Origin of the sequence: Nocardiopsis sp. NPDC049922 (assembly GCF_040660275.1) — a bacterium.
GTDB lineage: Bacteria > Actinomycetota > Actinomycetes > Streptosporangiales > Streptosporangiaceae > Nocardiopsis.
In genome coordinates, this window is sequence record NZ_JBFAME010000013.1 from 1 (window position 1) to 23,001 (window position 23,001).

Below are 23,001 nucleotides of genomic sequence, written 5' to 3' on the forward strand. Positions count from 1 at the left end.
CAGCGTGAGTGGTTGGAGGGGGGTGTCCGGGAGGAGTTGTTGGCGTATTGGAGGGAGCGTCTTTCGGGTGCTCCGCCGGTGTTGGAGTTGCCGACCGACCGACCCCGCCCCGCCGTGCAGTCACATCTTGGCGCCCACGAGGCGACGGTCGTTCCGGGAGAGGTTCTCGAAGGGCTCCACAAGTTGTGTGAGCGCGAGGAGGTGACCGTTTTCATGGTCCTGCTCGCGGCGTTCAAGGTGTTGTTGGCGCGTTACAGCGGTCAGTCGGACGTGGTGGTGGGTACGCCGGTGGCGAACCGGAACCGGGTCGAGGTTGAGCCGTTGATCGGTTTCTTCGTCAACACGTTGGTGTTCCGGACGGATGTGGGCGGTGATCCGACGGTCGTCGAGCTTCTGGACCGGGTGCGTGAGACCGCTCTGGGGGCCTACGCCAACCAGGACCTGCCCTATTCGGAACTCGTCAAGGCGCTGCGGCCGGAACGCGATCTCAGCCGGTCGCCGGTCGTTCAGGTGATGTTCGCGCTGGCCAATACCCCCGACACCGAGCCGGAGCTGGTAGGGCTGACCGCCGAGCCCCTCGACGTCGAACAGGGAGCGGCCCGGTTCGATCTGTCGCTGCTGGTCAAGGAACGCGACGACGACGTCTCCGTCGCTTTGGAGTACTGCACCGACCTGTTCGAGCCTGCCACCGCGTGTCGGATCCTTGAGGACTATCGCCGGATCGTCACGGAGATGGTCAACAACCCGGACACCCCGATCTCCCGTCTGAGTGGAAGCTCCCGATGAACGCGTGCCTGCACACCCTGTTTGAGCGGCAGGCCGACCGGACTCCGGAGGCTGTGGCCGTCGTCGCGGGGGATGACACCCTGACCTACCAGGACCTGGAGCGGGAGGCCAACCGTCTGGCCCGGTTCCTTACCCGGCACGGGGTCGGCCCCGACACCGTGGTCGGCCTGTGCCTGGAGCGGTCGACCGAGCTCGTGGTGGGCATGCTTGGCATTCTCAAGGCGGGTGGGGCCCACCTCCCCATCGACCCAGAGATGACGCCGGTGGAACGGGTCAACCTCATGCTCGCCGACGCCGGTGCCCGACTCGTCCTGACACGTCAGCGTCACGCAGACGGGCTCACCGCGCCGAAGGTCCTGTGCTTCGACAGCGACCGGCACAGCATCGACGGCGAACCGATCGACCGTCGGAACGCGGAGGTCGTGCCGGGGTCCCTGGCCTACGTGATCTACACCTCCGGATCCAGCGGGGCACCCAAGGGCGTGATGGTTGAGCATCGATCCATCGTCAACCAGGTCACATGGTTGACCTCCACGGTGCTGCGCGGCGGACCGGTGCGTTTCCTGCAAGCGATTTCTATCGGCTTCGACGCGGCCACGGAGGACTTCTACGCACCGCTGACCACCGGGGGCACGGTCATCATGGCGCCGCCCGACTTCACCTCCAACGGCCGGTGTCTTCGGGAGCTGCTGGTCGCACAGCGGGTCGACGCGGTCGCCTTCACCCCTCCCGTGTTGTCCGCGCTCCTCGCGGAGGGGGTCTTCGACGGCACCCGGATCCGGTGGATGCTCTGTGGAGGGGACGTCTTGCGCGACGACCTCGTCGACCGGTGCAGGGCGGTTCTCCCCGAGGTCGAGATCCACAACGTCTACGGGCCTACGGAGACCACGGTCAACGCGACATCCTTCGCTCTCGGCCGGGCTCGCCCCTCGGCGACAGTGCCCATCGGGGGGCCGATTCGGAACGTCCGCACGTACGTCGTGGACGAGACCATGGAGCTGGTGCCACCCGGCGGACAGGGAGAACTCTTGATCGGCGGGGCCGGGGTCGCTCGCGGGTACATGGGATGCCCCGGGCTCACCGCCGACCGCTTCCTCCCGGATCCGTTCAGTGGAGAGTGGGGGGCCCGCCTGTACCGGACGGGCGACATGGTCCGCCGGGGTGAGGCCGGTGTCCTGGAGTTCGTGGGACGGATCGACCGGCAGGTGAAGATTCGGGGATTGCGGGTCGAGCCAGGCGAGGTGGAGGATGCCCTGACTCGTCTGCCCGGCATCACCGAGGCCGCGGTCATCGCGCATCGGGAGCGCCTGGTCGCCTATATCACCTCGGACGGGCTGCGGATGCCGCCTGAGGAGGTTCGGGGCGCGCTCGCGAACCGGTTGCCCGATCACATGCTGCCCGCGACCGTCGTGGAGGTGGACGCCCTGCCGCGGATCGAGGGGATCGGCAAGATCGACTATCGAGCCCTCCCCGACCTCGACGGAGCAACGCTCACCACGGGAACGGCTCCCCGGGACCGGGTCGAGGCCGAAATCGTGGCGCTGGTCGCCGAGGTCCTCCAGGTACCGGACGTCGGTGTCGACGACGGGTTCCTCGATCTCGGCGGTCACTCACTCCTGGCGATGCGCCTGGCCGCGTGCATCCGTGACACCTTCGGTGTCGAGACCACAGCCCGTACGATCCTTCGACACTCCCGTATCGCCGACCTGGCGGCCGTGGTGCGCGCGGGCGGTGACAACCCCGCGGTGGCGTCCGTTCCCCCCGGAGACGGCGAAGGACCAGTGCCTCTGACCTCGGCACAGGAGCGCCTATGGTTTCTCGAACAACTGCGACCTGACAGCGTCGCCTACAACCTGCCCGCCGTCGTCCAACTCCGGGGGCCACTGGACGTCGCGGCCCTGCGGGCCGCCCTGTCCGGGGTCGTCGCGCGGCACGAGGTGCTGCGGACCGTCTTCACCACCAACGAGGGAGCTCCGTACCAGGAGGTGCGGGATACGGTCGAGGTTCCGCTTCCCGTCACGAACGTTCGGGGCCTCGACGCCGACGGATTGCGTCGACGGGTGGACGCGATGGTCCGCGTTCCGTTCGACCTGGCCCGAGGGCCATTGCTACGTGCTGAGCTGCTGCGTGTGGACGCCGACGAACACATCCTGGTGTTCGTCGTCCATCACATCGTCTTCGACAGCTGGTCACTGCGGATTCTCGTCGAGGAACTCGCGGCCTTGTACGACGACGCCGACGCGCCTTCGCCCCGCCTTCGGATCCAATGCGCTGACCACGCCATCTGGGAACGAAGGCGGCTGGATTCCGGAGCCCTCGGACAAGAGGTCGGATACTGGCGTGATCGCCTGGCGGAGGCACCTCCGCTGCTCCTGCTCCCGACGGATCGGCCGCGCCCCCCCATCCAGTCCTTCCGCGGGGGCAACGAGGACATCACCCTGTCCGACGACCTGATGGCCCGACTGAGAGAGCTCTGCCACGGACAGGGGCTCACCCTCTTCATGGTCCTGCTCGCCGGGTTCCACTTGCTGTTGTCCCGCTACACCGGCCAGACCGACGTGGTCGTCGGAACCCCGGTCTCCCAACGCACCCGTACCGAGCTGGAACCGCTCATCGGATTCTTCGTCAACACACTGGCGCTCAGAGCCGATCTGTCCGGCGACCCGACGGTGCGCGAGTTCCTGGACCGGGTCAGGGAGTGGTCCCTGGACGACTACACACATCAGGACCTCCCCTTCGACCGGCTCGTGGAGGATCTGCAACCGGAACGTGACCTGAGCCACACACCCCTGTTCCAGTCGATGTTCGCCTTCGAGAGCCTGCCCGCCCCCTCGGCACGGGGCGGAGGGATCACCTTCGATAGCGTCAACTTCCCCGTGGACACCGCCAGGTTCGACCTGACCCTCGACCTGAAGGAGAAGGACGGTCAGGTTCGCGGGGTCCTGAACTACTGCACTGACCTGTTCGACGCGGCGACGATACGCCGGATGGCCGGGCACTACCTGCGTCTCCTCGACGCGATGACCACCGGGCTCGACACCCCCTTGTCCGGCCTGGACATGCTTTCGCCCACCGAGCGCGAACAGCTCCTGGTGACCGGGAATGGCGAGGGTCTGGACTGGCCGGAGAACACCTGTGTGCACGAGCTCTTCGAGCAGCAGGTCGACCGGACACCCGACAACGTTGCGGTGGTGTGCGGCCCACGGTCGCTGACCTTCCGCGAGCTGGAAGAGCAGGCGAACCGCCTCGCCTGGTGGCTTGTCGAGCGGGGGGCGGGCCCCGAGACCGTGGTCGCGCTCTGTCTCGACAGGTCGGTGGACCTGCTCGTGGGGATCCTCGGCGCACTCAAGGCGGGCGCCGCCTACCTGCCACTCGACCCGGAGCAGCCGATCACACGGCTCGGCTTCATGCTGGAGGACGCCGGCGCCGTCGCGGTTGTGACCCAGTACCGCCATGCCGGGCGTCTGCCCGAGGCACTGCCCGCGGTCTGTCTGGACGACGGACCGGCCGATCCCCTCGGGGCGTATTCGACGGAACGTCCCGGCCGACGGTGCACCGTCGACGGTCTGCTCTACGTGATCTACACTTCTGGGTCCACCGGCACGCCCAAGGGCGTCGCGATGGCGCACCGCCCGATCACCCGCATGTTCTTCGCGCTGGGACGGTTGCTGGGCCGGGACCTCGAACCGCCGCGCCGGGTCACGCTGAACGCACCGGTCTTCTTCGACGGATCCGTGCAGCAGTTCGGCTGGATGTTCCGTGGCGCCACTTTGGTCGTCGTCCCCGACGAGGTCCGTCAGGATCCCGACCGCTTCGTCGATCTCCTGGCGGACGAGGACATCGACATTCTCGACTGCACCCCCTCGCACGCGGAGCTGCTCGTCTACGCCGACGCTTTCGCCCGGGTGCCACGTGCGCTGCGAGTGATTGTGGCCGGCGAGGCGATCTCGGACGACCTGTGGCGAAAACTGAGCACCGGGCCTTGGCGCACCTTCAACGTCTATGGGCCCACCGAGACCAACAACGCCACGGGTCGCCTGATCACCTCCGACACGTCGCCCACCATCGGCCGTCCGCTCCCCGGTTACCAGGTGTACGTGGTGGACGAGGCGCTGCGTCCGGTTCCCATGGGGGTGCCCGGTGAGCTGCTGGTCGGTGAGTCGGCGCTCGCCCGGGGCTATCTCGGCCGTCCTCAGCAGACCGCTGACAGGTTCGTCCCGGACTCACTGAGCGGTCGTGTCGGCGAACGCCTGTACCGCACCGGTGACCAGGTGCGCCTCCGGCCCGACGGAGAACTGGCCTTCCTGGGGCGCAGCGACCACCAGGTCAAGATTCGCGGCTTCCGTATCGAGCTCAGTGAGGTGCAGGCGGCCCTGACGGACATCCCCGGCATCGCCGGTTGCGCGGCTGTCGTCCGTGAGGACACCCCTGGCGACAGGCGGCTCGTGTGTTACTTCACGGCGGAGAACGGCGGCGCGGCGGTCGACGACATCCTGCTCAACCTGCGGAACTGGCTTCCCGAGTACATGATCCCCGCCGCCCTCGTCGAACTCGACGCGCTGCCGCTGACCGCGAACGGAAAGATCGACACCCGTGCGCTGCCCGCGCCATCCAGCCGGGGGGTCGAACCGGATGGCGCAACGCCGCCCATCGACGCCGTCGAGGAGTTGCTCGTCGAGATCTGGTCGGAGGTGCTCGGGACACGGGTGGGTGTCACTGACAGCTTCTTCGCTCTGGGGGGACACTCCCTTCTCGCCGCCAGGCTGCTGGTACGCATCAACAAGCTCCTCGCCGTCTCCCTGCCGCTGCGGACCCTTTACCTCGACCCCGCGCCACGCGGCGTTGCGGCCGCGTTGGCGAAGCTCGCCCCGCGGCGTTACCTGGACGAGCGTGCTGGGGCGGCGCTGGAGTTCCTCCGGATGACCGACGACGAAGTGCGACGCATGTTGACGCATGAGAGGACGAACTGATGTACCGCACGATGCTGAAATCCAAGATCCATCGGGCAGTGGTCACCCAATGCGACCTGCACTACGTGGGTTCGCTCACCATCGATGCCGATCTCATGGAGGAAGCCGACCTTCTTCCGGGCGAACTGGTCCACGTGGTGGACATCGACAACGGCAGCCGCCTGGAGACCTATGTCATCGAGGGGCCCCGCGGTAGCGGGATCATCGGCGTCAACGGCGCGGCGGCCCGGCTGGTCCAGAAGGGCGACCTGGTGATCATCATCGGCTACGCCACCGTGGATGACGCCCAAGCCCGGGAGCTGGAGCCGAGGGTCGTCTTCGTGGACGGCGAGAACCGGATCGTCGACCTGGACTCCGCGTTGTCCGGAGCACCTGAGGGTTCCGGCCTGGTGCCCGGGAACGTCGTGGAGACCGGGTGATCTCATGGAGTTGGCGGTACGCCTGGCACAACAGCGGTGACCCGTGGATTCTTCGCGTGCGCGAGTGGGCCGACACCGCCGCCTCGTTCCGTCCACGTGTGACGTATTCGGTCCCGGTGACCGGTGACCCGGTACTCGCCTACGGAGGGCTGTCGGAAGGGCTCACCTATGTGCTGCCGTTCCTCGAACAGCGCCGGGGGCTGCCCTCACGGCGTTACGAGCACCACACCTCCTGGGCCGAGTTGACCCGTGGATCGGCCGCCCCCGGGGCGGACATCCTCGCCGTCGGCTATCCGGGGCCACGGGTTCCCGTTGTGCCCCCCAGCCACGCTCTGCTGCTGCCGTTCCGGGTCTCGCTGACGGTGGAGGTGGGATCCGACCCCGCGGAGGTGCTCCGCAGGGTCTCCCGCAAAGCCCGCCAACAGCACAACCGGGAGCTCCGGTCCCGGGCACGCAGTCTCGAGGTCACCGCCGAGGACGCCGATTTCGACGGATTCTACGACAACATGCACCAGCCGACGATGGACCGCCGACACGGTGAGGCCGCGCGATCCGAACCCAGGGAGAGCGCTCGGGCCTGCATCCTCCGGCGGGGTCGGTTGTTCTTCCTGTGTGAGTCGGGTCGACGGGTGGCCGGGATGCTTTGCCGACTGGAGGGACGCACCCTGACCGTTCGGCTCGCGGGGGTTGACGGCGGGGACGAGAACGCCTACCAGTCCGGCACGTACATGGCGCTCTTCATCATGATCCTCCAGTGGGCCGCTGAGCACCGCTTCACCCGGGTGGATCTGTCCGGCGGCGAGCCGTTCCTCAGCAAGGGGACGTTCCAGTTCAAACGCAAGATGCATCCGGAGGTCACGCTTCCGGCCAACCATTTCCGCGACAAGCGGTTGCTCCTGCGGGTGTGTCGTGACAACGACGCAGTCCGCGACTTCCTCGTGGCCAACCCCGTCCTGGCGTTCACCGAGAACGGCGACCTCGAAGCCGTCTATTTCCATGACGTGGACCGCTCACCACGGCTCGACCTGCGTTGGCGGAGTCCCGGCGTGGAACGGTATCGGCTTGTCGATCTGGACGGCTTCCTCGCGGGGCTGCCTGCGGGGCCAGTGACTCCTCCATCGCGCTGGAAGACCGTCATTCAGACCAACGATTTTCACGAAGGGGGTCCGTGATGTGTGGCATCACCGGCTGGATCGACTTTTCCCGAGACCTCGAACTCGAACGCCCTACGGTGGAGGCCATGACCAGGTCACTGCACCGGCGCGGTCCGGACGCGGAGGGCATCTGGCTCAGCTCACACGTCGCCCTCGGGCACCGCCGCCTCGCGGTCGTCGACCCTGAGGGGGGAGCACAGCCCATGCGGGCCCGCAGACGTGGCCTGGACGCGCCGGTCGTCCTGACCTACAGCGGTGAGCTTTACAACTTCCGCGAGTTGCGCACCCAGTTGGCCGGGTTAGGCCACCACTTCCACACCTCGTCGGACACCGAGGTCGTCCTGCACGCCTATCTGGAGTGGGGGGCGGCGTTCGTTGACCGGCTCTCGGGGATGTACGCCTTCGCCATCTGGGACGCCTGGCGTGAGGAACTGCTCCTCGTACGGGACAGACTTGGGATCAAACCGCTGTATTACCACCCCTACTCCGAAGGGCTGCTGTTCGGCTCGGAGCCCAAGGCGATCCTGGCGAACCCGTTGTTCACGGCGCGGACCAGTGAGCGGAAACTGCCGATTCTGTTCAACCCGCGCCTGGCCATGCCGTGGGAGACGCCCTTCACGGGCATGAGGCAGGTGCAGCCCGGTCACCTGGTACGGATCGACCGCTCGGGCGTCCATGAGACGCCGTACTGGCGGCTGGTCAGTCGGGAGCACCACGACGACCACGCCACGACTGTGCGGAGAGTCCGGGAGATCCTCGAAGACACCGTGGTGCACCAACTCGTCGCGGACGTGCCGTTGTGCACACTGCTGTCGGGCGGGCTGGACTCCAGTGCCATCACCGCGCTCGCCTCGATCCACCGGCCGGAGGGGCTGCGCTCCTACTCCGTCGACTTCGAGGGCGCTGACGCCGACTTCCGCGGAACCACGCTGCGCCCGGAGCGCGACACCCCCTTCGCTCTCGCGGCCGCTCGCCACCTGGGCGTCGATCACACGCAGGTCATCCTCGATCCGGCCGCACTCGCCGAGATCGTCCCAACCACGCTGGCCGCGCGCGACATGCCGAGCCTCGGCCAGTTCGACACCTCCATGTACCTGCTCTTCCAGCGGATCCGCGAGCGGTCGACGGTGGCGCTGTCCGGGGAGGCCGGAGACGAGGTGTTCGGCGGCTACCCCTGGTTCTTCGATCACGCGACGGTCTTCGGAGACACCTTTCCCTGGCTCGGCAACGCACCGAGGCTGACCGACTGCCTGGCCCCCGACGTCAGGGCGCGTGTCCGCCCGGAGGAGGACGAGAAGGACCGCTACCTCACCCTGAAGGCGCGTGTACCCCGCCTGACGGGTGAGACCGGCCTGCAAGCCCGCATGCGTGAGGTGCTCTACCTGAGCATGCAGGGACCTCTGCTGTACCTGCTCGACCGCAAGGACCGGATGAGTATGGCCCTGGGACTGGAGGTCCGGGTTCCGTTCTGCGATCACACGTTGGTGGAGTACATGTGGAACGTCCCGTGGAAGATGAAGGTCGCGGACGGGCGGGAGAAGAGTCTCCTGCGCTCCGCTGTCGGTGACCTGCTGCCGCGCCAACTCCTGAACCGAAGGAAGAGTGGTTACCCGGCGACCTTCTCCTCCGCGCACGCGCGGGCAGTACGCGGGGCCCTGGACACGCTCCTGAAGAACGGCTCCTCCCCACTCGACGGCTTGCTCGACCGTGACAGGGTCCGGGAGTTCGCGGACGGTCGGACGGAGATGATGACCATGGCCGACAACCTCCACCTCCTCCTGCCGCTCATCGAGGTCGACCGCTGGCTCCGTACCTACGACGTCACGCTCACCGCTTGACAACCTCTCCTGGAAACTGGGGTGACATGCAGGACAAGGTCCTCGGAGCGGATCATCCGCCACTGAGTCGGCAGGGCGACTTCCTGAAGATCTGGGGCGGTCAGTCCGTGGCGTTGATCGGCTTCGAGATCAGTGAGATGGCGTTGCCGCTGATGGCGATCCTGGTCCTTCAGGCCAGCGCCGCCGATCTCGGGATGGTCAATGCCGCCCGCTGGTTACCGTTCGTCCTGCTGGCCTTGTGGGCCGGAGCCTGGGTGGAACGGCGCCGTCGTATCCCCATCATGATCGTGACGGACCTGCTGCGAGCGGTGCTGCTGGTCGGTACGGTGGCGCTGGCCGTGACTGGGCTGCTGACCCTGCCCGCGCTGGTTGGTGTCGTGTTCCTGCTCGGCGTGATGACCGTGCTCTTCGACATCTCCTCTCCCACGGTGCTGGTCAGCGCCGTTCCCCGGGAACAGCTCGTGAGGGCCAACGGCTGGCTCCAGGCATCCGGTTCGGTCGCCCAGGTGGGCGGTCCGGGGCTGGGCGGGTTACTCGTCCAGTGGGTGACAGCCCCCCTCACCCTGCTCGTGCAGGCCGTCGCCTTCCTCGTCTCAGCGGTCTGCCTGTCCACCACGCGAATCGACGAGCGGATCGACACCGCTCCCGACCGGAGGTTCGGCAGTCTCGGCGCTGTCCGAGAGGGTCTAGCGGTGTCGTTCCGTGACCCGCTGCTGCGGTCACTGGTCGGCATCGGGGCTCTGTTCAACATGTTCAGCCAGTGGGTGGTGGCGATGCTGCCGCTGTTCGCCGTTCGGGACCTGGGTTTCAGCGCTGGCCTCATGGGAGGGGTCGTGTCGGCGGCCGCGGCCGGAGGGGTGCTGGGCTCGGTCACGGTGGCCAGGTTGAGTGACCGGCTCGGTCCCGGCCGGGTCATCGTCCTGTCCACGGTGGTCGCGTCGGTTCCGTTCGTGCTGGTCGGGTTCACCCCGGAGCGGACCGCAGTGGCCGTGCCCTGGCTGATCACAGCCTTTGCGGTCGCCGGGTACGGCTGGACCATCGGCGGCATCCTGATGACCAGTGTCCGGCAGGCCCACACGCCTAGAGAGGTCTTGGCCAGGGTGAACGCGACCTACCGCTTTCTGGGATCAGGACTGGTCGCGGTGGGAGTGTTCACGGGTGGCCTGCTCGGTGAGGTGGTCGGACTGCGCGCCACCATTCTCATTGGGGCCGTCGGTTCGATGAGTGCTTTCGTGTTGTGTGTCTTGTCGCCGCTGCGGCGGCTGCGGGAGATGCCCACCCATGGATAGGAAAGGGAAAATGACCGGTACGTTCGCCTTGGAGGCGGAACTTTACGATGAACTCCCCTTCCGCAAGGCCCAACCCGACGTGTCCTTCTACCTTGGGCTCGCCGAGCAGACCGGTGGTCCGGTCCTCGATCTGGCCTGCGGGACCGGCAGGGTCACCCTGCCTTGCGCCCGTGCGACGGGCGAGGCCGTCGGAGTCGACCTCTCACCCGAGATGTTGGAACGAGGGTGGGACAAAAGCCGGTCCGAGGGCTTGGAGGACGCGGTGACGCTCCTCCAGGGCGACATGTGCACTGTCCGGTTCGACCGGACCTTCCCCCTCGTCATCATGGCCGGACAGCCGCTGTTCTTCCTGGACACCGATGAGCGGCTGCGGGCGGCGCTACGGACGGTCCGGGCACACCTTGCTCCCGGCGGCCGATGGGCGACAAGTGTCCCGGTGCTCAGACACGAGGCGATGGCCGAGATGCAGAACAGGCTGAGGTTCGTCGGCGAGGTCCGTCACCCGCGTACCGGCCAGCGGGTGGCCATCTGGGACTACACCTCCGTTACCGAGGTGACGCAGGTGGCCACGCGTAGGAGGATCACCGAGATCCTTGACGAGGACGGGTTGGTCCTCGAACGGCGGCACTCCTCGCAGACGCTGTACTACCGCCACCCGGCGGAGCTGCAACGGTTCGTCCGCGAATCGGGCCTGTGCCTGGAACACGTCTACGGAACGTATGACGGCCGACCTTTCGGCCCCACGTCCGACCAGCTCATCCTGGTTGCGAGAGCTGAGGGTTGAGGAACCGCCGTTTCGGCTATTCAGGGAGGGGTGATGAAACGGAACGAGGAGGCGACCGTTGTCGCCTTCCCTGCGGGAGGTGGCGGTGCCGGGGTGTTCGCCGCGCTCCGGAAGGCAATACCCGCCGGCATCGGTCTGGCGGTTCCCGACTTGCCGGGGCGGGGGCGTAGGACACGTGCGCCCGCGGGCCTGACCGTGGCGGATTTGGCCGCTGAGATCACCGCAGAGCTGGAGCCGAGGATCGCCTCCCGGCCCTACGTCGTCTTCGCGACCTGCTTCGGCACCATCATTGGCCTGGAACTGGTTTGGCAGATCCTCGAACGCGGCTTGCCGGGGCCGCGTGCACTCGTCGTCTCGGGACGGCGCCCTCCTGACACCGCTCCCTCCTTCGAACCCTTGGGAACCAGGACTGACGAGGAGATCCTCGACCGTCTCGGGGCCAGTTGGCCACCGGGAACGGACGTGCGAGAGTTGCCTACTCCGATCAGGACTCTCATGATCCGCCAGATCCGCCGGGATAACGAGCTCGGTCTCGGCTACGTCCACAGTCCCCGAGGTCCGCTTCCCCTGCCGATCAGCGCCCTGCACGGGATCGAAGACCCGGAGTTGGATGTGGAGGATATGGAGTACTGGCGCAGTCATACTAAGTCGTCATTTCGGGTTGGCCTCGTCCCGGGCGGGCACTACTTCTATCTGACCAACCCCGACGAACTGGCCGAGGAGCTTACCGGGTTCCTGCACTGACCGTCTTCCCTCATGTTGTTCTTGGGTGCCACCTAACACAAGGACCGCATCCAGCACTGGGTCGCCTTTCAAGTGGTGCGTCACTCGGCGATGTGGGAGTGGTGGAGGCCTTCGCGACGTAGTAGGATGCCGCGTTTGGTGCCACTTGTGCAGGCGTCGTCTGCGGTGACGATGTCCAGCTTGTAGGCGGTGGTGAAGGTGCGGCGTTTGGGTTTGACTGCGGGGTTGGTGTTCTTACTGGTCATGTGGATGCTCCTATTCTCCTTTGCCTGTCTAGTCAGACAGACGTGGATGTTTCACCCGAGACCGGAAGAGAGGGAATCTGGAGGCTCGCGAGCGCCTTCGGTCATGTAGGCCCTTCACGAAGAAGGTGAGGATTGACTTGGCGCTCGCGCTGTGGCAGTCCACCCACCGGGACTTCATGAACGAGCTCATGGAGGCGCACCGCCGTTCTCAAGAGGACGTTAACGCCTACTTCAAAGCGCAGCGGTTGAAGCAAATCGAGTACGCAATCCGGCCACGGCTGGCCGAAGCGGTGATCTGATCACCAGCGAGGGATTCTTGAACTCGATCGTTTCACCTGCAGCGGATGCTGGCCCACCACGCGAAACGGACCCGTGAGCGTTCCGCAGTCGGTCTCGCGCAGGACAGCGAGCCCTGTGCGAGACCGCTTGATCTACAGGTCGCTAGTAGGAAAGTTAAACTTTCCGGCCCTTAGAGTCATCCTGGAACCGTGCCCCGGAGGGAAGCCGGAGCACGACCCAAGGCTGCTGACCATGAACGAGACGAAGGCAAGACGTCGACGTGCGGTGATGCGTCGTAAGAACCAGGTCACCCTGCCCCGCGAGGTCGCCGAGGCGCTGCACATCCGTGAGGGCGACGAGGTCGAGTTCGACATCACGGAGAGCGGTCAGGTCACGCTGAGGGGTATGACGTCGGTCCCCGCCGACCAGGCGTGGTTCTGGGACCCCGAGTGGCAGCGGGGTGAGCGGGAGGCCAGCGAGCAGATCGCCGAGGGCCGGACCGAGGAGTTCGAGGACGCGGAGTCGATGTTCGATGCTCTGGAACCCGACGAGGAGCGCTGAGAGCACTGGCCACGTTCGCCACCACCCCCCGCTTCCAGGCCGACTTGCTGACCTGTGAGCAGGCGGAGCGCTTCCGGCGGGTGGTCACCACCGAGTTCGCACCCGACGTGGAGAAGGGGCAGTTTCGACCGGGCCTGCGCGTCAAGGGCGTACAGGGAGCCCCGGGGGTCTACGAAATGACCTGGGCACCTGATGGGCGCGCCACGTGGGAGTACGGCCAGGAACGGTACCCGGGTAAGCCGCATGTCATCTGGCGTCGGGTGGGCACACACGCCATCTTCAACCCCGGCCCGCCCTGAGCACACCACACAACGCACGGTGTCCCCTCCCCGGAGAGGGGACATGCGGCTGCCAGGGCGCCTCGTGAGGCAGCGATGCTCCCGCCCGAGAGGTCAGGCCGCTCTGCGGGGGATGATGTCGAAGACCGCGTCGGCGGCCTCCCGGTCGCTCTTGGGCATCACGTTCGTGTAGGTGTCGGCGGTGAACGAGTGGTGGCGGTGGCCGAGCGTCTCAGAGATGACCTTGAGGTCGGTGCCCGCGGTCAGGCCGAGACTCGCGGCGCAGTGCCGCAGGTCGTGGAGCCGGATCGGTGGCACGTCCGCTGCGGCTGTGAGCCGTGTGAAGCGGTGCCACAGGGCGTTGCGCGTCACCGGTTCGCCCCGAGGGTTGGTGAAGACGTGGCCGCTGTGCGTCCACTGCAGTCCGGCTTCCCAGCGTTCCTGTTCCTGTACCCGGTACCAGCGGCGTAGCGCGGCGACGTTCCCCTGGCCCAGGTGGAAGGTCCGGTAGCTGCGCGGTGTCTTCGTACCGCGGATGGTGATGATGCCCGGCTTGCTGAGATCGAGGTCCCGCCAGAGCAGGTTCGTCAGCTCGTTGCAGCGTGGGCCGCGCGTCATCGCCAGCTGGAACAGGGCGTAATGGCGGTCGCGGGTCTCTTGCAGGTAGTCGAGGAACTGGCCGCATTGCTCGGGGGTCCACACCATGACGGTGGCCGGTTTCCTTCCGGTTTCGCGCCAGTGGGTGACCCTGGGCTCGGTCCACACGAGTGCCGGCTCCTCGACCATCTTCGGCAGGCCGGCGTTCCAGGCCGGGTTGTGGGCTATCAGCCCGGTCTTGCATGCGTGTGTGAGTCCGGAGCTGATGATGGAATGCACTTTCCTGATGCGCTTCGCGCTCAGCGGGTACTTCCATGTCCCTTTGCGCTTTGGCGCGTCGGGGCCCGTCTTCGAAGGAGCCAGGCGCTCCGCCATGAGGGCGACCGAGGAGTTGGACTCGATGCCGTCCGCACCGAGTGCCGCGTACAGGCAGCGCAGGTGGTGGGTCGTCAGCCTGACGAGCTTCACCTGGCCCAACGTCGGTTGGACGATGTTGCGGATGACACGCTCGTAGTCAGCGAACGTCGACACGGCGAGCCGCGGACGCTGCCGGGCGAGCCAGTCGTTGAAGTGCGACTCCACCGTGATCTTGTGCGCGGAGGGGACGCCGCCGTAGCTGATACGGGAGATTTCGTGGCGGAGGGTCTCCTGGGCTTCCGCGCGTGTGCGGAACGGTCCGATCCTCACCTGTCGTCGCTTTCCGTCTGCGGTGGGAACATCGAAGCGCGCGTACCATTTCGCGTGCCCTGGCTTCTTGAACTTGGGGCATGCCTTTTTGGGGTACGGTCGCTTCGTCTCGGGGTTGCGGCACCAACACAACTGACTGATGTGGCCGTTGATGTCAACCTCCTGGGTGGGGGTTGGGAGTGACGTTTGCAGATGTTCCCCAAGATTCTCATTCGGAATCCCCGGCTTCTAATTTATGTGACTATGTGATGAATTGGCTTGCTTGTCTGTATGGTCTGTGTTGTCGGTGTTGGGGCGCCTCTTCTGCTCCGGCCTCAGGGGAATGCCTTTCCGGATGGGAGGTTGAAAGGAAGCGGTTTTGCTTTTCTGGTAATGGTGTCCTCGGGTTCGCTGTCTTTCGGGGATGTGAATCACATGGGATCTCTGCGGGGCGGCTGGGTCCTGGGCTGGGGTCGGTCCGCGTCGCACGCGCATGCCGGCCTGGGCCGAAGGCCGGCTGTCGGTCGGCGTGAGCCCCGTGCGCAGGTGGTGCTGGCGGGATCCGAGCGTGGTTGAACCGGTTGTTCTGTCTGGGGCTTCTGGAAGGATGGGTGGTCCGATCAGAGCTGCTTCGGCGGAATTCCTTCCGCTGCTTCCACGGACGGCTCCCAAGTTGACGTCGAGGTGATGGCGGAGTGGCGAAATTCAAGCAACATCGTGTTCCGCTCGGTGATTGGCGCCATGGCGCTCCGAGCGTGGTGGTCAGGAGGGTGGATTTCTCTTTTGGGAAAATCCCCCTCCATGATCCGTGTGTGTCACCGTATCTCGGTGTCGACCTGCCGTCCAAGGTGGATGGCGGTCGGGCGGATGTGATTCTGCACTGCGTGGATCACGATGTTTTCGCCGACGGTGTGACGTGGAATGGTAGCGCCTCGACCGCTGAGCGTCCTGAATCATGGTGCTCACAATGTGAGCGTATGAAGGCCGAGCACGCTCCAGTGGAAGCGGAACGGGCGGCGTCCGCCCAAGCGGAGCAAGACGCGCACGAGGCCCGGTACCCGGTCGCCAAACGCTGGGGCGAGGGTGAAGACGCGTACGCGGAGCGGCTCGCCCATGTGAAGTCGATGATCAGGAGGAACTACTCCCAGGACATCGAGGTGGCGGTTCGCGCCCTTGTCGAGCAGCCAGAGGCGACAGGGAGGGAGGTCCTGGCCGCGATGATCGATGCCCGGTACGGCACGCAGGAACGCGAGACGGTCGACGCGATCGTGGCTCGCCGTGAGCGCTTGGAGCGGAGAGGGCGGTCCGAATCGGGGCAACTCGACGCGGCGATAACTGGCTACTCAGAGTCATCGGCTCGGGCTCGTCTGGCGGCTTGGTCACGCCCGTCGGGGTGCGAAGGAGCTCTCGGGAAAGGGCGCCCTCGGCGGTGCCGAGGCTGGGGTGCTCAGGTTGGGGACTGTGTCGACGGCGGCCGGGGTGCTGCCTGCAGTCTGGCGGCGTAGCGCCTGCGACGGCGGCTCGGCAGGCACGGATGTGGTGCCTGCTGGCCCCGAGGCGACCCCTGAACATGAAGAGGCCTGGGGCTTCTCTCGCTTCCGCGATGCGAGAAGCCCCAGGCCGGAGCGCGGAGGATCGGGGATTTGAACCCCGGAAGGCGTTGCCACCTAACCGCATTAGCAGTGCGGCGCCATAGACCTGACTAGGCGAATCCTCCTGGCTGTGACAAGGGTACAGACCCCACGGGGCGTTGCGCAAAACGAGACCGGTCTCCCCCCCGGGCCCCGTCAGCCGATCGTGCGCTCGATGATCAGGTCGGCGTCGCGCCTCAGCTTCTCCACCGCGCGGGACAGCGTGCTCTTGACCGTGCCCAACGTCACGCCCATCCGCTCGGCGATCTGCGCCTCGGTGAGGTCGTCGTAGTACCGGAGCACCACCGTCGTGCGCTGCCGGTCGGGCAGTTTCTCGATCGCCCGCTCCACGACGTCGGCGAGGTCGCTGCGCCACGTCGGGTCGTCGACCCGCTGCTCGGGGATGTCGTCGGTGGGGTAGACGTCCAGGTGGCTGCGGCGCCACTCGGAGATCTGCGTGTTGACCATCGCCCTGCGCACGTATCCGTCGCGGGCCCTCGGGTTGGCGATGCGGTCCCAGGCGAGGAAGGTCTTGACCAGCGCCGCCTGCAGCAGGTCCTCGGCGTCGGCGTGGCTGTTGGTCAGCGACCGCGCCATCCGCAGCAGCGTCGGACCGCGCTCCTCCACGTAGCGGCTGAACTCGTCGTACCGGGGCGTCTGGGTCGTCCCCCCCACACCGACCACCGACTTTCAGGCGCACTCGTGAGCTCGGTCACTTTTCTTCCTCTCACTCTCACACAGCGAACGCCAATATTCAGGCACTTCCGCCCCACGCGCTGACAAACCGCGCGTATGGGGCGAACGGGGTTCCGTGCCGTCGCTGGGCAATGCCTGGGACATGTCACCGGCACGAACCGGTGCGGTTCGGCGTGTGAACGCCCGGGCGGGACGCCGAGCAGGACAATGGGCACGGAGTGACGAGTCGGGTGACAAGGGGGCGCGGACGACATGTCAGTGATGGCTGGAAGGGGGCGTGACCGCAGACGGTTCACCGCGGCGGTCCTCGGCCCCGACACCGTCCCCGAGCCCCTGCCGCTCAGCGACCGCGTGGCGCGGGGCGTGGTCGTCGACGCCACCTCGTACATGCTCTGCCTGGCCACGACCCGCGGCGAGGAGCGCTTCCTCTTCGAGCGGGTGACCACGTTCTGGAGGGGCGACGAGGCCGAGCCCACCGACCTGCGCCCGGGCGACGACGCGGTCGTCCTCTGCTCCCACGACGGCCGCCTGGTCGCCGAACGCGTCTGGGCCCAGGCCGCCCGCGCGACCGGTGTCATCGTCGGGAGCGACGGCGAGGAACTGGAGATCGATCCGGGCCACGGGCGCCCGCGCGTGCCCGTCGTCATCCCCTACCGCGTCTCCGGGCGGATCGGCGTCCGCCACCCCCGCCTGGAGCCCGGCTACGTCTTCGACGCCGTCGGCGTGTGGCACGACGGAACGATCCGGGTGACGCGACCCGCCACGACGCAGCCCCCGTACCCGCTCCACGCGACCCCGCACCGCCCGCCCACGCGCGGGTACACCGGCACCGTCAGCGGGATCGCCACCTGGTACGACCCCGTCCTCGGCCGCTCCACCCACCTGGACCCCCGCGCCCTCGCCAACGCCGCCGCCTATCCGGCGATCGACCCGGTGGGGCACCACGGCGGGTGCGACCGGCGGACGCCCTGCGTGCCCCTGCCGCTCCTGTCGACCGGCGCCACGCTGCGGTTGCGCAACGACTGCACGCGCGACACCACCGTGGTGCCCGTGGTCGACTGCGCCGCCGCCGACAGCTGGATCTGCGACCTGTGCCCCACCTGCGGGGGGCAGAGCGCGGGCCGGATCGCGTCCCTCACCATGACCGCGTTCGTCGCCCTCGGCGGGCGACTGGAGGACGGCTGCTTCAACGCGACCATGACCGTCGCCCAGGGGGAGGGATGACCATGCCGACCGAGATCGTCGAGGCGGTCCGCGAGGTCCAGTTGCCGCTGCTGACCGTGCTGCTGATGTTCGGGGCCGTCGCCAAGACCACCACCGGGGCCGCCAGGTCCGGTCTGGCCGTCCTGCTGACCGAACGTCTGCGCCGCCCGGTCACCGTGGCCTCGGGCCTGCTGGAGGCCGTGCTCGCCGTCGGACTCATCGGGTTCGCGGGGGCACTGGGCACGGCGGCCCGCGCGGGCACGGCGGCGCTGTTCGCCGCATCGGTCGTCGTCCTCCTCCTGGCGCGTCGACGCGACCCGGAGGCCGGGTGCGGATGCTTCGGCGGCCTGAGCCGGGCGCCGATCGGTTGGCGCACGCTGACCCGCGCCGGACTGCTCGCGCTCGCCGCCCTGTCCACACTCGGCCTCGCCCCGACGGGATGGACGGCCCTCACCGGGTTCACCGTCACGCACGCCGTGGTCCTGGGCGGGGAGCTGGTTCTGCTGGCGGCGCTCAGTCCGGAGCTGCGGGAGCTGGCCGCGCGCCTCACCGGCAAGGAGCCGTGCGAGCTCCGCACGGCCTCGGCGCGCCGCACCATGGCGCGGCTGCGCTCCAGCGACGTGTGGCGGACCAACCGGCCCGTGATGCTGGGGGCCGAGCCCCAGGACGTGTGGCGGCACGGCTGCTGGAGGTTCCTGCGCTACGACGGGATGCGGCACGGACGCCGGGTGGACGTCGTCTTCGCGGTCCGGATCGGTGGACGCGGTCGGACCGCGGTGCGCGCGGCGCTGGTGGACCGGGAGAGCGGGATCGTGTCCGCGTCCTTCGGCGCCGTGACCAGGCGCGCACTGCCGGGGCCGCCCCGCAAGCTGCCCCGCCCCCGGGTGGCGGCCAAACGGGACGACGCGGTTCGGGACCCCGAACGCGAGGCCAGGGCGCTGCGGGCGGCCCGGGCCGCGGGCGAGCCCGTCACTCCAGCATCTGCCCCTGACGAGCGATGGCTGCCTCGGTGAACCCCACCAGCATGTCCTCGTACTCCGCCACGTCGCCGCCGCCGAGGACGGAGGTGGCGCCCAGCAGGCCGCCGTTGCGGTACATGAGGCTGAGCATGTGGCTCTCCTCGTCCCCGGTGCGCACCTCGATGAGGAACGCGCGCGACTCGTCGCCCACCGCCGGCGTGTCGAGTTCGCGCACGCCGTAGTCGGAGGACGTGCCGTCGGCGTAGGTGGCGCTGTACGACGTGCAGGAGGACGGCGGTTCGACCTCCATCGCCTCGGCCGCCTCCTCCTCGTCGAGTTGGACGAGGACGCTCGACACCGAGCCCTCGGGCCACTCGTAGGAGGCCACCGACGCGGGCGCGGCGCGAACGCTGTCGAGGTCGCCCCACCGGTTGGCGGCGTCCACGCACTCGGGCTTGTCGATCTCGGTGCTCTCGCGGACCTGCTCGCTGTACTGGACCGTGGCGAGATCGGCGTAGGTGCCGCTCTCGCTGCCCTCGGGCAGCAGCGTGGCGTCGCGGAAGGACGTCGGCTGGGCCTCGTGCAGCCGCGCGGCCGCCTCGGCGTTGGGGGCGTCCGCCGCCTGCTCCTGTTCCTCCCCGCCGGAACCGCACGCGGAGAGCGCCAGGACCATGGACAGGGTCACGGGGAGGGCCAGTGACCGGACGCCTGGGCCGTTGTGCGCACCGGAGCCCTGAGCTGCCATGATTCGAGCGGAAGTGGCGGGGCGATGACGCGAAAGCATGGTGCAATCTCCTCGTTTGTGCGATATTTCCGCTTGGGAGCGGTGATCGATCCGGGCACGATATCGCTGATCGTGTCGCGGGGATAACACAAAGTATTGAGGAAGGACAATGGTGTCGGAGCCGAAATCGCCATATCTGCGGTCGGTGCTGGAGAGCATCCCCGCCTACAAGCCCGGCAGGAAGGTCGTCGGGCCCGACGGGCGGTCCATCAAGTTGTCCTCCAACGAGAGCCCCCTCGGGCCGCTTCCGTCCGTGCGTGAGGCCGTCGCCCGGGCGTCCGCGGAGCTGAACCGCTACCCCGACCCCGGCGCCACCGAACTCGTGGGCGCCCTCGCCCGGTTCCTGGAGGTCCCCGAGGAGCACGTGGCGCTGGGCGCCGGTTCGGTCGGCGTGCTCCAGCAGCTGCTGGAGGCCGTCGGCGAGCCGGGCGCGGAGGTCGTCTACGCCTGGCGCTCCTTCGAGGCCTACCCGCTCCTGGCCGAACTGGCGGGTGTGACCTCGGTGCGCGTCCCCCTCCGCGACGAGACCCACGACCTCGACGCGATCGCCGACGCCATCACCGAGAACACGCGCATGGTGCTGGTGTGCAACCCGAACAACCCCACCGGCACGGCCCTGCCCGAGGACGAGCTGACGGCCTTCCTCGACCGGGTCCCCGAACACGTCCTGGTCATCCTCGACGAGGCCTACCACGAGTACGTGCGCGACCCGCGGGTGCCGGACGGGGTCCGGCTGTACCGCGACCGCCCGAACGTCGCCGTGCTCCGGACGTTCTCCAAGGCCTACGGTCTGGCGGCGCTGCGCCTGGGCTACCTCGTCGGCCACCCGCACGTGGCCGCCGCCGTGCGCAAGACGCTGGTGCCGTTCGCCGTCAACCACCTCGCCCAGGCGGCCGGCGCCGCCTCCCTCGCCGCGCGCGACGAGCTGATGGAACGCGTGGCGGCCACGGTCGAGGAGCGCACCCGGGTGCGGGAGGCCCTGGTCGCCGCCGGATGGACGGTCCCGCCGACCGAGGCCAACTTCGTCTGGCTGCGCCTCGGGGAGCACACCCTCGACTTCGCCGCCGAGTGCGCGAAGGTCGGCGTCTCGGTCCGCCCGTTCGACGGCGAGGGGGCCCGCGTCAGCCTCGGCACCCCCGAGGAGAACGACGTGTTCCTGTCCGTCGCCACGGCCTACGCCGAGCGCCGCTAGCCGCACACGCGTCGGCGTCCGGGACGCCCCTCGCCGGGGGCGTCCCTCAGCCGACGGGGCTGACCCGGGCGTCGAAGTCGACGCGGTGGTCGAAGATCCACGAGTGCCCCTCCGTCCTGGCCACCATGCGGAAGACGAGGGGCAGCAGCACCCTGTCGCGCAGGAACACCCCCACCGGGTTGGTGATCAGTTTGAGGTCCCCCCGCTGGGTGCCCTCGGTGATGATCCGCTCCACACGGGGACGGCGCAGCCGTTCGTAGGTGGCGAGGGCCGCCGCCGGGCCGGTGACGTCGCGCAGGCACGTGGCCAGTGTCGCGGCGTCCTCCAGCGCCATGGACGCGCCCTGCCCGCTGGAGTTGGGGAGCGCGTGCGCCGCGTCGCCGAGCAGTCCCACCCTGCCCCGGACCCAGTGCGGCAGCGTCGGGATGGTGTGGACGGCGCGCGGCGTGAACCAGCGCTCCTCGCTCGCCTCCAGGATCGCGGTGATCTCGGGCATCTGGTCGGTGAACAGGTCCAGCGCGCTCCGCTTCCACCACGCGGCGTCGTGACTCCGGAGCTCGGCCTCGTCGAGGTCGCGGTGCGGGGTGTTGACGAACCAGTACACGGTGCCGTCGGGGGCGCTCTGGTAGCCGAAGAAGGCACGGCGGCCCCAGACCAGCCGACTCGTGGACGGCGGGGTCGTCGGCAGGCCGGGCGCGGAGGTCCACCCGCCCTGGTCGAGCAGGCCGGTGTACACGGGAGCGGGCGCGGACGGGTCCATGCCCCGGCGGACCCGGGAGTGGATGCCGTCGGCGCCGATGAGGATGTCGGCCTCCTCCGTGGAGCCGTCCTCGAACTCGGCGACGACGGAGGAGCCGGTGTCGGTGTGGCGGACGAACCGCCGACCGTACTCGACGGTGACGCCGTGATCGCTCGCGGCCCGGGCGAGCGCCGCCTGGAGTTCGCCACGCCGGACGCTGACGGACTGGAGCCCCTCCTCCAGGGCCGTGGAGCCGTCGTCGATCATGCCCAGGCGGCGGCCGGTGCCGGAGCGGAAGTCGATCGCGGAGTTGGGGATGGTGCCGGGCGCGGCCAGGACGGCGTCGAGCAGTCCGAGGGTCCGCAGCACGGCCAGGCCGTTGGGCGCGAGGTTGAGCTGGGCTCCGAGGGTGATGCCGGGGCCCGCGTGGGCCTCGTGGACCGAGACGTCGATCCCGGCGCGGCGCAGGGCGGTGGCCGCGACCGGCCCGCCGATGCCGGATCCGATGACGATGGCGCGCATGTCGCCCCTCCTGGGGTAGGTTGGTGTCGGATCATTTATTTCTTTCGTTCGAACGAAATATATGGAGGAGGTTCCGCTGTGTCAACCGACGCTGGCGGCGGGAGTGCGGACGACGAGGCCGGCGCGCGTCGGGCCGCCCTGCTCGACGAGTTCCGCGCGGCGGGGCGGCGGTCGAGCGACGCCGCCGTCATGTACCACACCGCGCTGGGGGAGCGGCTCGGGATCGGTCCCAGCGACTGGAAGACCCTCGGGCTGCTGGAGCGGAACGGGCCGATGACGGCGGGGGAGATCGTGCGCGGGTCGGGACTGGCCCCGGCCTCGGTCACGGGGATCGTCACCCGCCTGGAGAAGCGGGGCTACGTCCGCCGCCGCAAGGACGAGCGTGACGGGCGGCGCGTGGTGGTCGAGATGGCGGAGGGGCTCTCCGAAGCCGCCGGAGAGCTGTTCGCGGGCTACGCCGTCGCGCTCGCCCGGCTGATGAAGGAGTACGGGGACGAGGAGATCGCCCTGATCACGCGTTTCCTGGACGCCAACGCGCGGCTCCAGATCCAGGCCGCCGCCCAGATGGGCGAGGGGGACGGGGGCGATCGGTCGTAGGCGGCGACCGCACGAGCGGGTCCCGTCGGCGTACGTTGGGGCGCGTCCCGAACGGGCGCGGGGGCGCC

At 68.2% G+C, this 23,001-nt stretch carries 19 protein-coding genes and 1 tRNA gene; 14 read left to right on the top strand and 6 right to left on the bottom strand.

What is annotated here, in order from left to right:
• The 8 genes from AB0I72_RS21680 to AB0I72_RS21715 form a co-directional block, all read left to right on the top strand.
• Positions 1-786 (top strand): condensation domain-containing protein (locus tag AB0I72_RS21680; protein ID WP_358571541.1); only part of this gene is annotated, 786 nt, incomplete at its 5' end.
• Positions 783-5,756, top strand: a complete 4,974-nt coding sequence (locus tag AB0I72_RS21685; RefSeq protein ID WP_358571543.1) for an amino acid adenylation domain-containing protein — start codon at positions 783-785, stop codon at positions 5,754-5,756. The genes AB0I72_RS21680 and AB0I72_RS21685, both read left to right, overlap by 4 nt.
• On the top strand, positions 5,756-6,175 hold the full coding sequence (gene panD, locus AB0I72_RS21690) for an aspartate 1-decarboxylase (protein WP_358571545.1): 420 nt from the start codon (positions 5,756-5,758) through the stop codon (positions 6,173-6,175). The genes AB0I72_RS21685 and panD overlap by 1 nt, the downstream gene beginning before the upstream one ends.
• A gap of 56 nt (positions 6,176-6,231) precedes the next feature.
• Positions 6,232-7,347, top strand: a complete 1,116-nt coding sequence (locus AB0I72_RS21695; protein ID WP_358571547.1) for a GNAT family N-acetyltransferase — start codon at positions 6,232-6,234, stop codon at positions 7,345-7,347.
• Complete coding sequence (asnB, locus tag AB0I72_RS21700; protein ID WP_358571549.1) at positions 7,347-9,167, top strand: asparagine synthase (glutamine-hydrolyzing); 1,821 nt, start codon at positions 7,347-7,349, stop codon at positions 9,165-9,167. Before AB0I72_RS21695 ends, asnB begins: the two co-directional genes overlap by 1 nt.
• Before the next feature lie 26 nt (positions 9,168-9,193).
• Positions 9,194-10,456 (top strand): MFS transporter, encoded by a 1,263-nt coding sequence (locus AB0I72_RS21705; RefSeq protein ID WP_358571551.1) that lies wholly within the window; start codon positions 9,194-9,196, stop codon positions 10,454-10,456.
• A 10-nt stretch (positions 10,457-10,466) separates the two neighbouring features.
• On the top strand, positions 10,467-11,240 hold the full coding sequence (locus AB0I72_RS21710; RefSeq protein ID WP_358571553.1) for a class I SAM-dependent methyltransferase: 774 nt from the start codon (positions 10,467-10,469) through the stop codon (positions 11,238-11,240).
• A 33-nt stretch (positions 11,241-11,273) separates the two neighbouring features.
• Positions 11,274-11,984 (top strand): alpha/beta fold hydrolase, encoded by a 711-nt coding sequence (locus AB0I72_RS21715; RefSeq protein WP_358571555.1) that lies wholly within the window; start codon positions 11,274-11,276, stop codon positions 11,982-11,984.
• Positions 11,985-12,064: 80 nt separating this feature from the next.
• Here AB0I72_RS21715 and AB0I72_RS21720 read toward each other — a convergent pair whose 3' ends face one another.
• Complete coding sequence (locus AB0I72_RS21720) at positions 12,065-12,229, bottom strand: hypothetical protein (protein ID WP_358571557.1); 165 nt, start codon at positions 12,227-12,229, stop codon at positions 12,065-12,067.
• A gap of 137 nt (positions 12,230-12,366) precedes the next feature.
• Here AB0I72_RS21720 and AB0I72_RS21725 point away from each other — a divergent pair, with 137 nt between their 5' ends.
• A complete protein-coding gene (locus tag AB0I72_RS21725; RefSeq protein ID WP_358571559.1) occupies positions 12,367-12,528 on the top strand; it encodes a hypothetical protein in 162 nt (53 codons plus the stop codon).
• Positions 12,529-12,796: 268 nt separating this feature from the next.
• The gene (locus AB0I72_RS21730) at positions 12,797-13,069 is read left to right on the top strand and encodes an AbrB/MazE/SpoVT family DNA-binding domain-containing protein (RefSeq protein ID WP_358571761.1); all 273 of its coding nucleotides are present in this window, start codon (positions 12,797-12,799) and stop codon (positions 13,067-13,069) included.
• 392 nt (positions 13,070-13,461) lie between these two features.
• Here AB0I72_RS21730 and AB0I72_RS21735 read toward each other — a convergent pair whose 3' ends face one another.
• The 3 genes from AB0I72_RS21735 to AB0I72_RS21745 form a co-directional block, all read right to left on the bottom strand.
• Positions 13,462-14,763, bottom strand: a complete 1,302-nt coding sequence (locus tag AB0I72_RS21735; RefSeq protein ID WP_358571561.1) for a tyrosine-type recombinase/integrase — start codon at positions 14,761-14,763, stop codon at positions 13,462-13,464.
• Between the two features lie 1,475 nt (positions 14,764-16,238).
• Positions 16,239-16,327: transfer RNA gene (locus AB0I72_RS21740), tRNA-Ser, on the bottom strand.
• A 70-nt stretch (positions 16,328-16,397) separates the two neighbouring features.
• Positions 16,398-16,925 (bottom strand): SigE family RNA polymerase sigma factor, encoded by a 528-nt coding sequence (locus AB0I72_RS21745; RefSeq protein WP_358571563.1) that lies wholly within the window; start codon positions 16,923-16,925, stop codon positions 16,398-16,400.
• 264 nt (positions 16,926-17,189) lie between these two features.
• Here AB0I72_RS21745 and AB0I72_RS21750 point away from each other — a divergent pair, with 264 nt between their 5' ends.
• Complete coding sequence (locus tag AB0I72_RS21750) at positions 17,190-18,161, top strand: PA domain-containing protein (protein ID WP_358571565.1); 972 nt, start codon at positions 17,190-17,192, stop codon at positions 18,159-18,161.
• A gap of 2 nt (positions 18,162-18,163) precedes the next feature.
• Complete coding sequence (locus AB0I72_RS21755; protein WP_358571567.1) at positions 18,164-19,153, top strand: MauE/DoxX family redox-associated membrane protein; 990 nt, start codon at positions 18,164-18,166, stop codon at positions 19,151-19,153.
• Here AB0I72_RS21755 and AB0I72_RS21760 read toward each other — a convergent pair.
• Entirely contained in the window at positions 19,110-19,844 is a 735-nt protein-coding gene (locus AB0I72_RS21760; protein WP_358571569.1) for a hypothetical protein, read from the bottom strand. The two genes, AB0I72_RS21755 and AB0I72_RS21760, sit on opposite strands and share 44 nt — an antisense overlap.
• 148 nt (positions 19,845-19,992) lie before the next feature.
• On the opposite strand from AB0I72_RS21760, the gene hisC reads away from it, so the two are divergent.
• Positions 19,993-21,075, top strand: a complete 1,083-nt coding sequence (gene hisC, locus AB0I72_RS21765; protein WP_358571571.1) for a histidinol-phosphate transaminase — start codon at positions 19,993-19,995, stop codon at positions 21,073-21,075.
• Positions 21,076-21,121: 46 nt separating this feature from the next.
• Here the strand turns inward: hisC and AB0I72_RS21770 are convergent, their stop codons facing one another.
• Complete coding sequence (locus AB0I72_RS21770) at positions 21,122-22,336, bottom strand: FAD-dependent monooxygenase (RefSeq protein WP_358571573.1); 1,215 nt, start codon at positions 22,334-22,336, stop codon at positions 21,122-21,124.
• A 78-nt stretch (positions 22,337-22,414) separates the two neighbouring features.
• Between AB0I72_RS21770 and AB0I72_RS21775 the strand changes: the two genes are divergently transcribed.
• Positions 22,415-22,933 (top strand): MarR family transcriptional regulator, encoded by a 519-nt coding sequence (locus tag AB0I72_RS21775; RefSeq protein ID WP_358571575.1) that lies wholly within the window; start codon positions 22,415-22,417, stop codon positions 22,931-22,933.
• Positions 22,934-23,001 lie beyond the last annotated feature (68 nt).

What these genes read in the sequence shown, in the direction of transcription:
- AB0I72_RS21685 (WP_358571543.1), top strand. Translation starts at nt 783, where the DNA reads ATGAACGCGTGCCTGCACACCCTGTTTGAGCGGCAGGCCGACCGGACT.
- panD (WP_358571545.1), top strand. Translation starts at nt 5,756, where the DNA reads ATGTACCGCACGATGCTGAAATCCAAGATCCATCGGGCAGTGGTCACC.
- asnB (WP_358571549.1), top strand. Translation starts at nt 7,347, where the DNA reads ATGTGTGGCATCACCGGCTGGATCGACTTTTCCCGAGACCTCGAACTC.
- AB0I72_RS21705 (WP_358571551.1), top strand. Translation starts at nt 9,194, where the DNA reads ATGCAGGACAAGGTCCTCGGAGCGGATCATCCGCCACTGAGTCGGCAG.
- AB0I72_RS21710 (WP_358571553.1), top strand. Translation starts at nt 10,467, where the DNA reads ATGACCGGTACGTTCGCCTTGGAGGCGGAACTTTACGATGAACTCCCC.
- AB0I72_RS21715 (WP_358571555.1), top strand. Translation starts at nt 11,274, where the DNA reads ATGAAACGGAACGAGGAGGCGACCGTTGTCGCCTTCCCTGCGGGAGGT.
- AB0I72_RS21720 (WP_358571557.1), bottom strand. Translation starts at nt 12,229, where the DNA reads ATGACCAGTAAGAACACCAACCCCGCAGTCAAACCCAAACGCCGCACC.
- AB0I72_RS21730 (WP_358571761.1), top strand. Translation starts at nt 12,797, where the DNA reads ATGCGTCGTAAGAACCAGGTCACCCTGCCCCGCGAGGTCGCCGAGGCG.
- AB0I72_RS21750 (WP_358571565.1), top strand. Translation starts at nt 17,190, where the DNA reads ATGTCAGTGATGGCTGGAAGGGGGCGTGACCGCAGACGGTTCACCGCG.
- AB0I72_RS21755 (WP_358571567.1), top strand. Translation starts at nt 18,164, where the DNA reads ATGCCGACCGAGATCGTCGAGGCGGTCCGCGAGGTCCAGTTGCCGCTG.
- AB0I72_RS21760 (WP_358571569.1), bottom strand. Translation starts at nt 19,844, where the DNA reads ATGGCAGCTCAGGGCTCCGGTGCGCACAACGGCCCAGGCGTCCGGTCA.
- hisC (WP_358571571.1), top strand. Translation starts at nt 19,993, where the DNA reads ATGGTGTCGGAGCCGAAATCGCCATATCTGCGGTCGGTGCTGGAGAGC.
- AB0I72_RS21770 (WP_358571573.1), bottom strand. Translation starts at nt 22,336, where the DNA reads ATGCGCGCCATCGTCATCGGATCCGGCATCGGCGGGCCGGTCGCGGCC.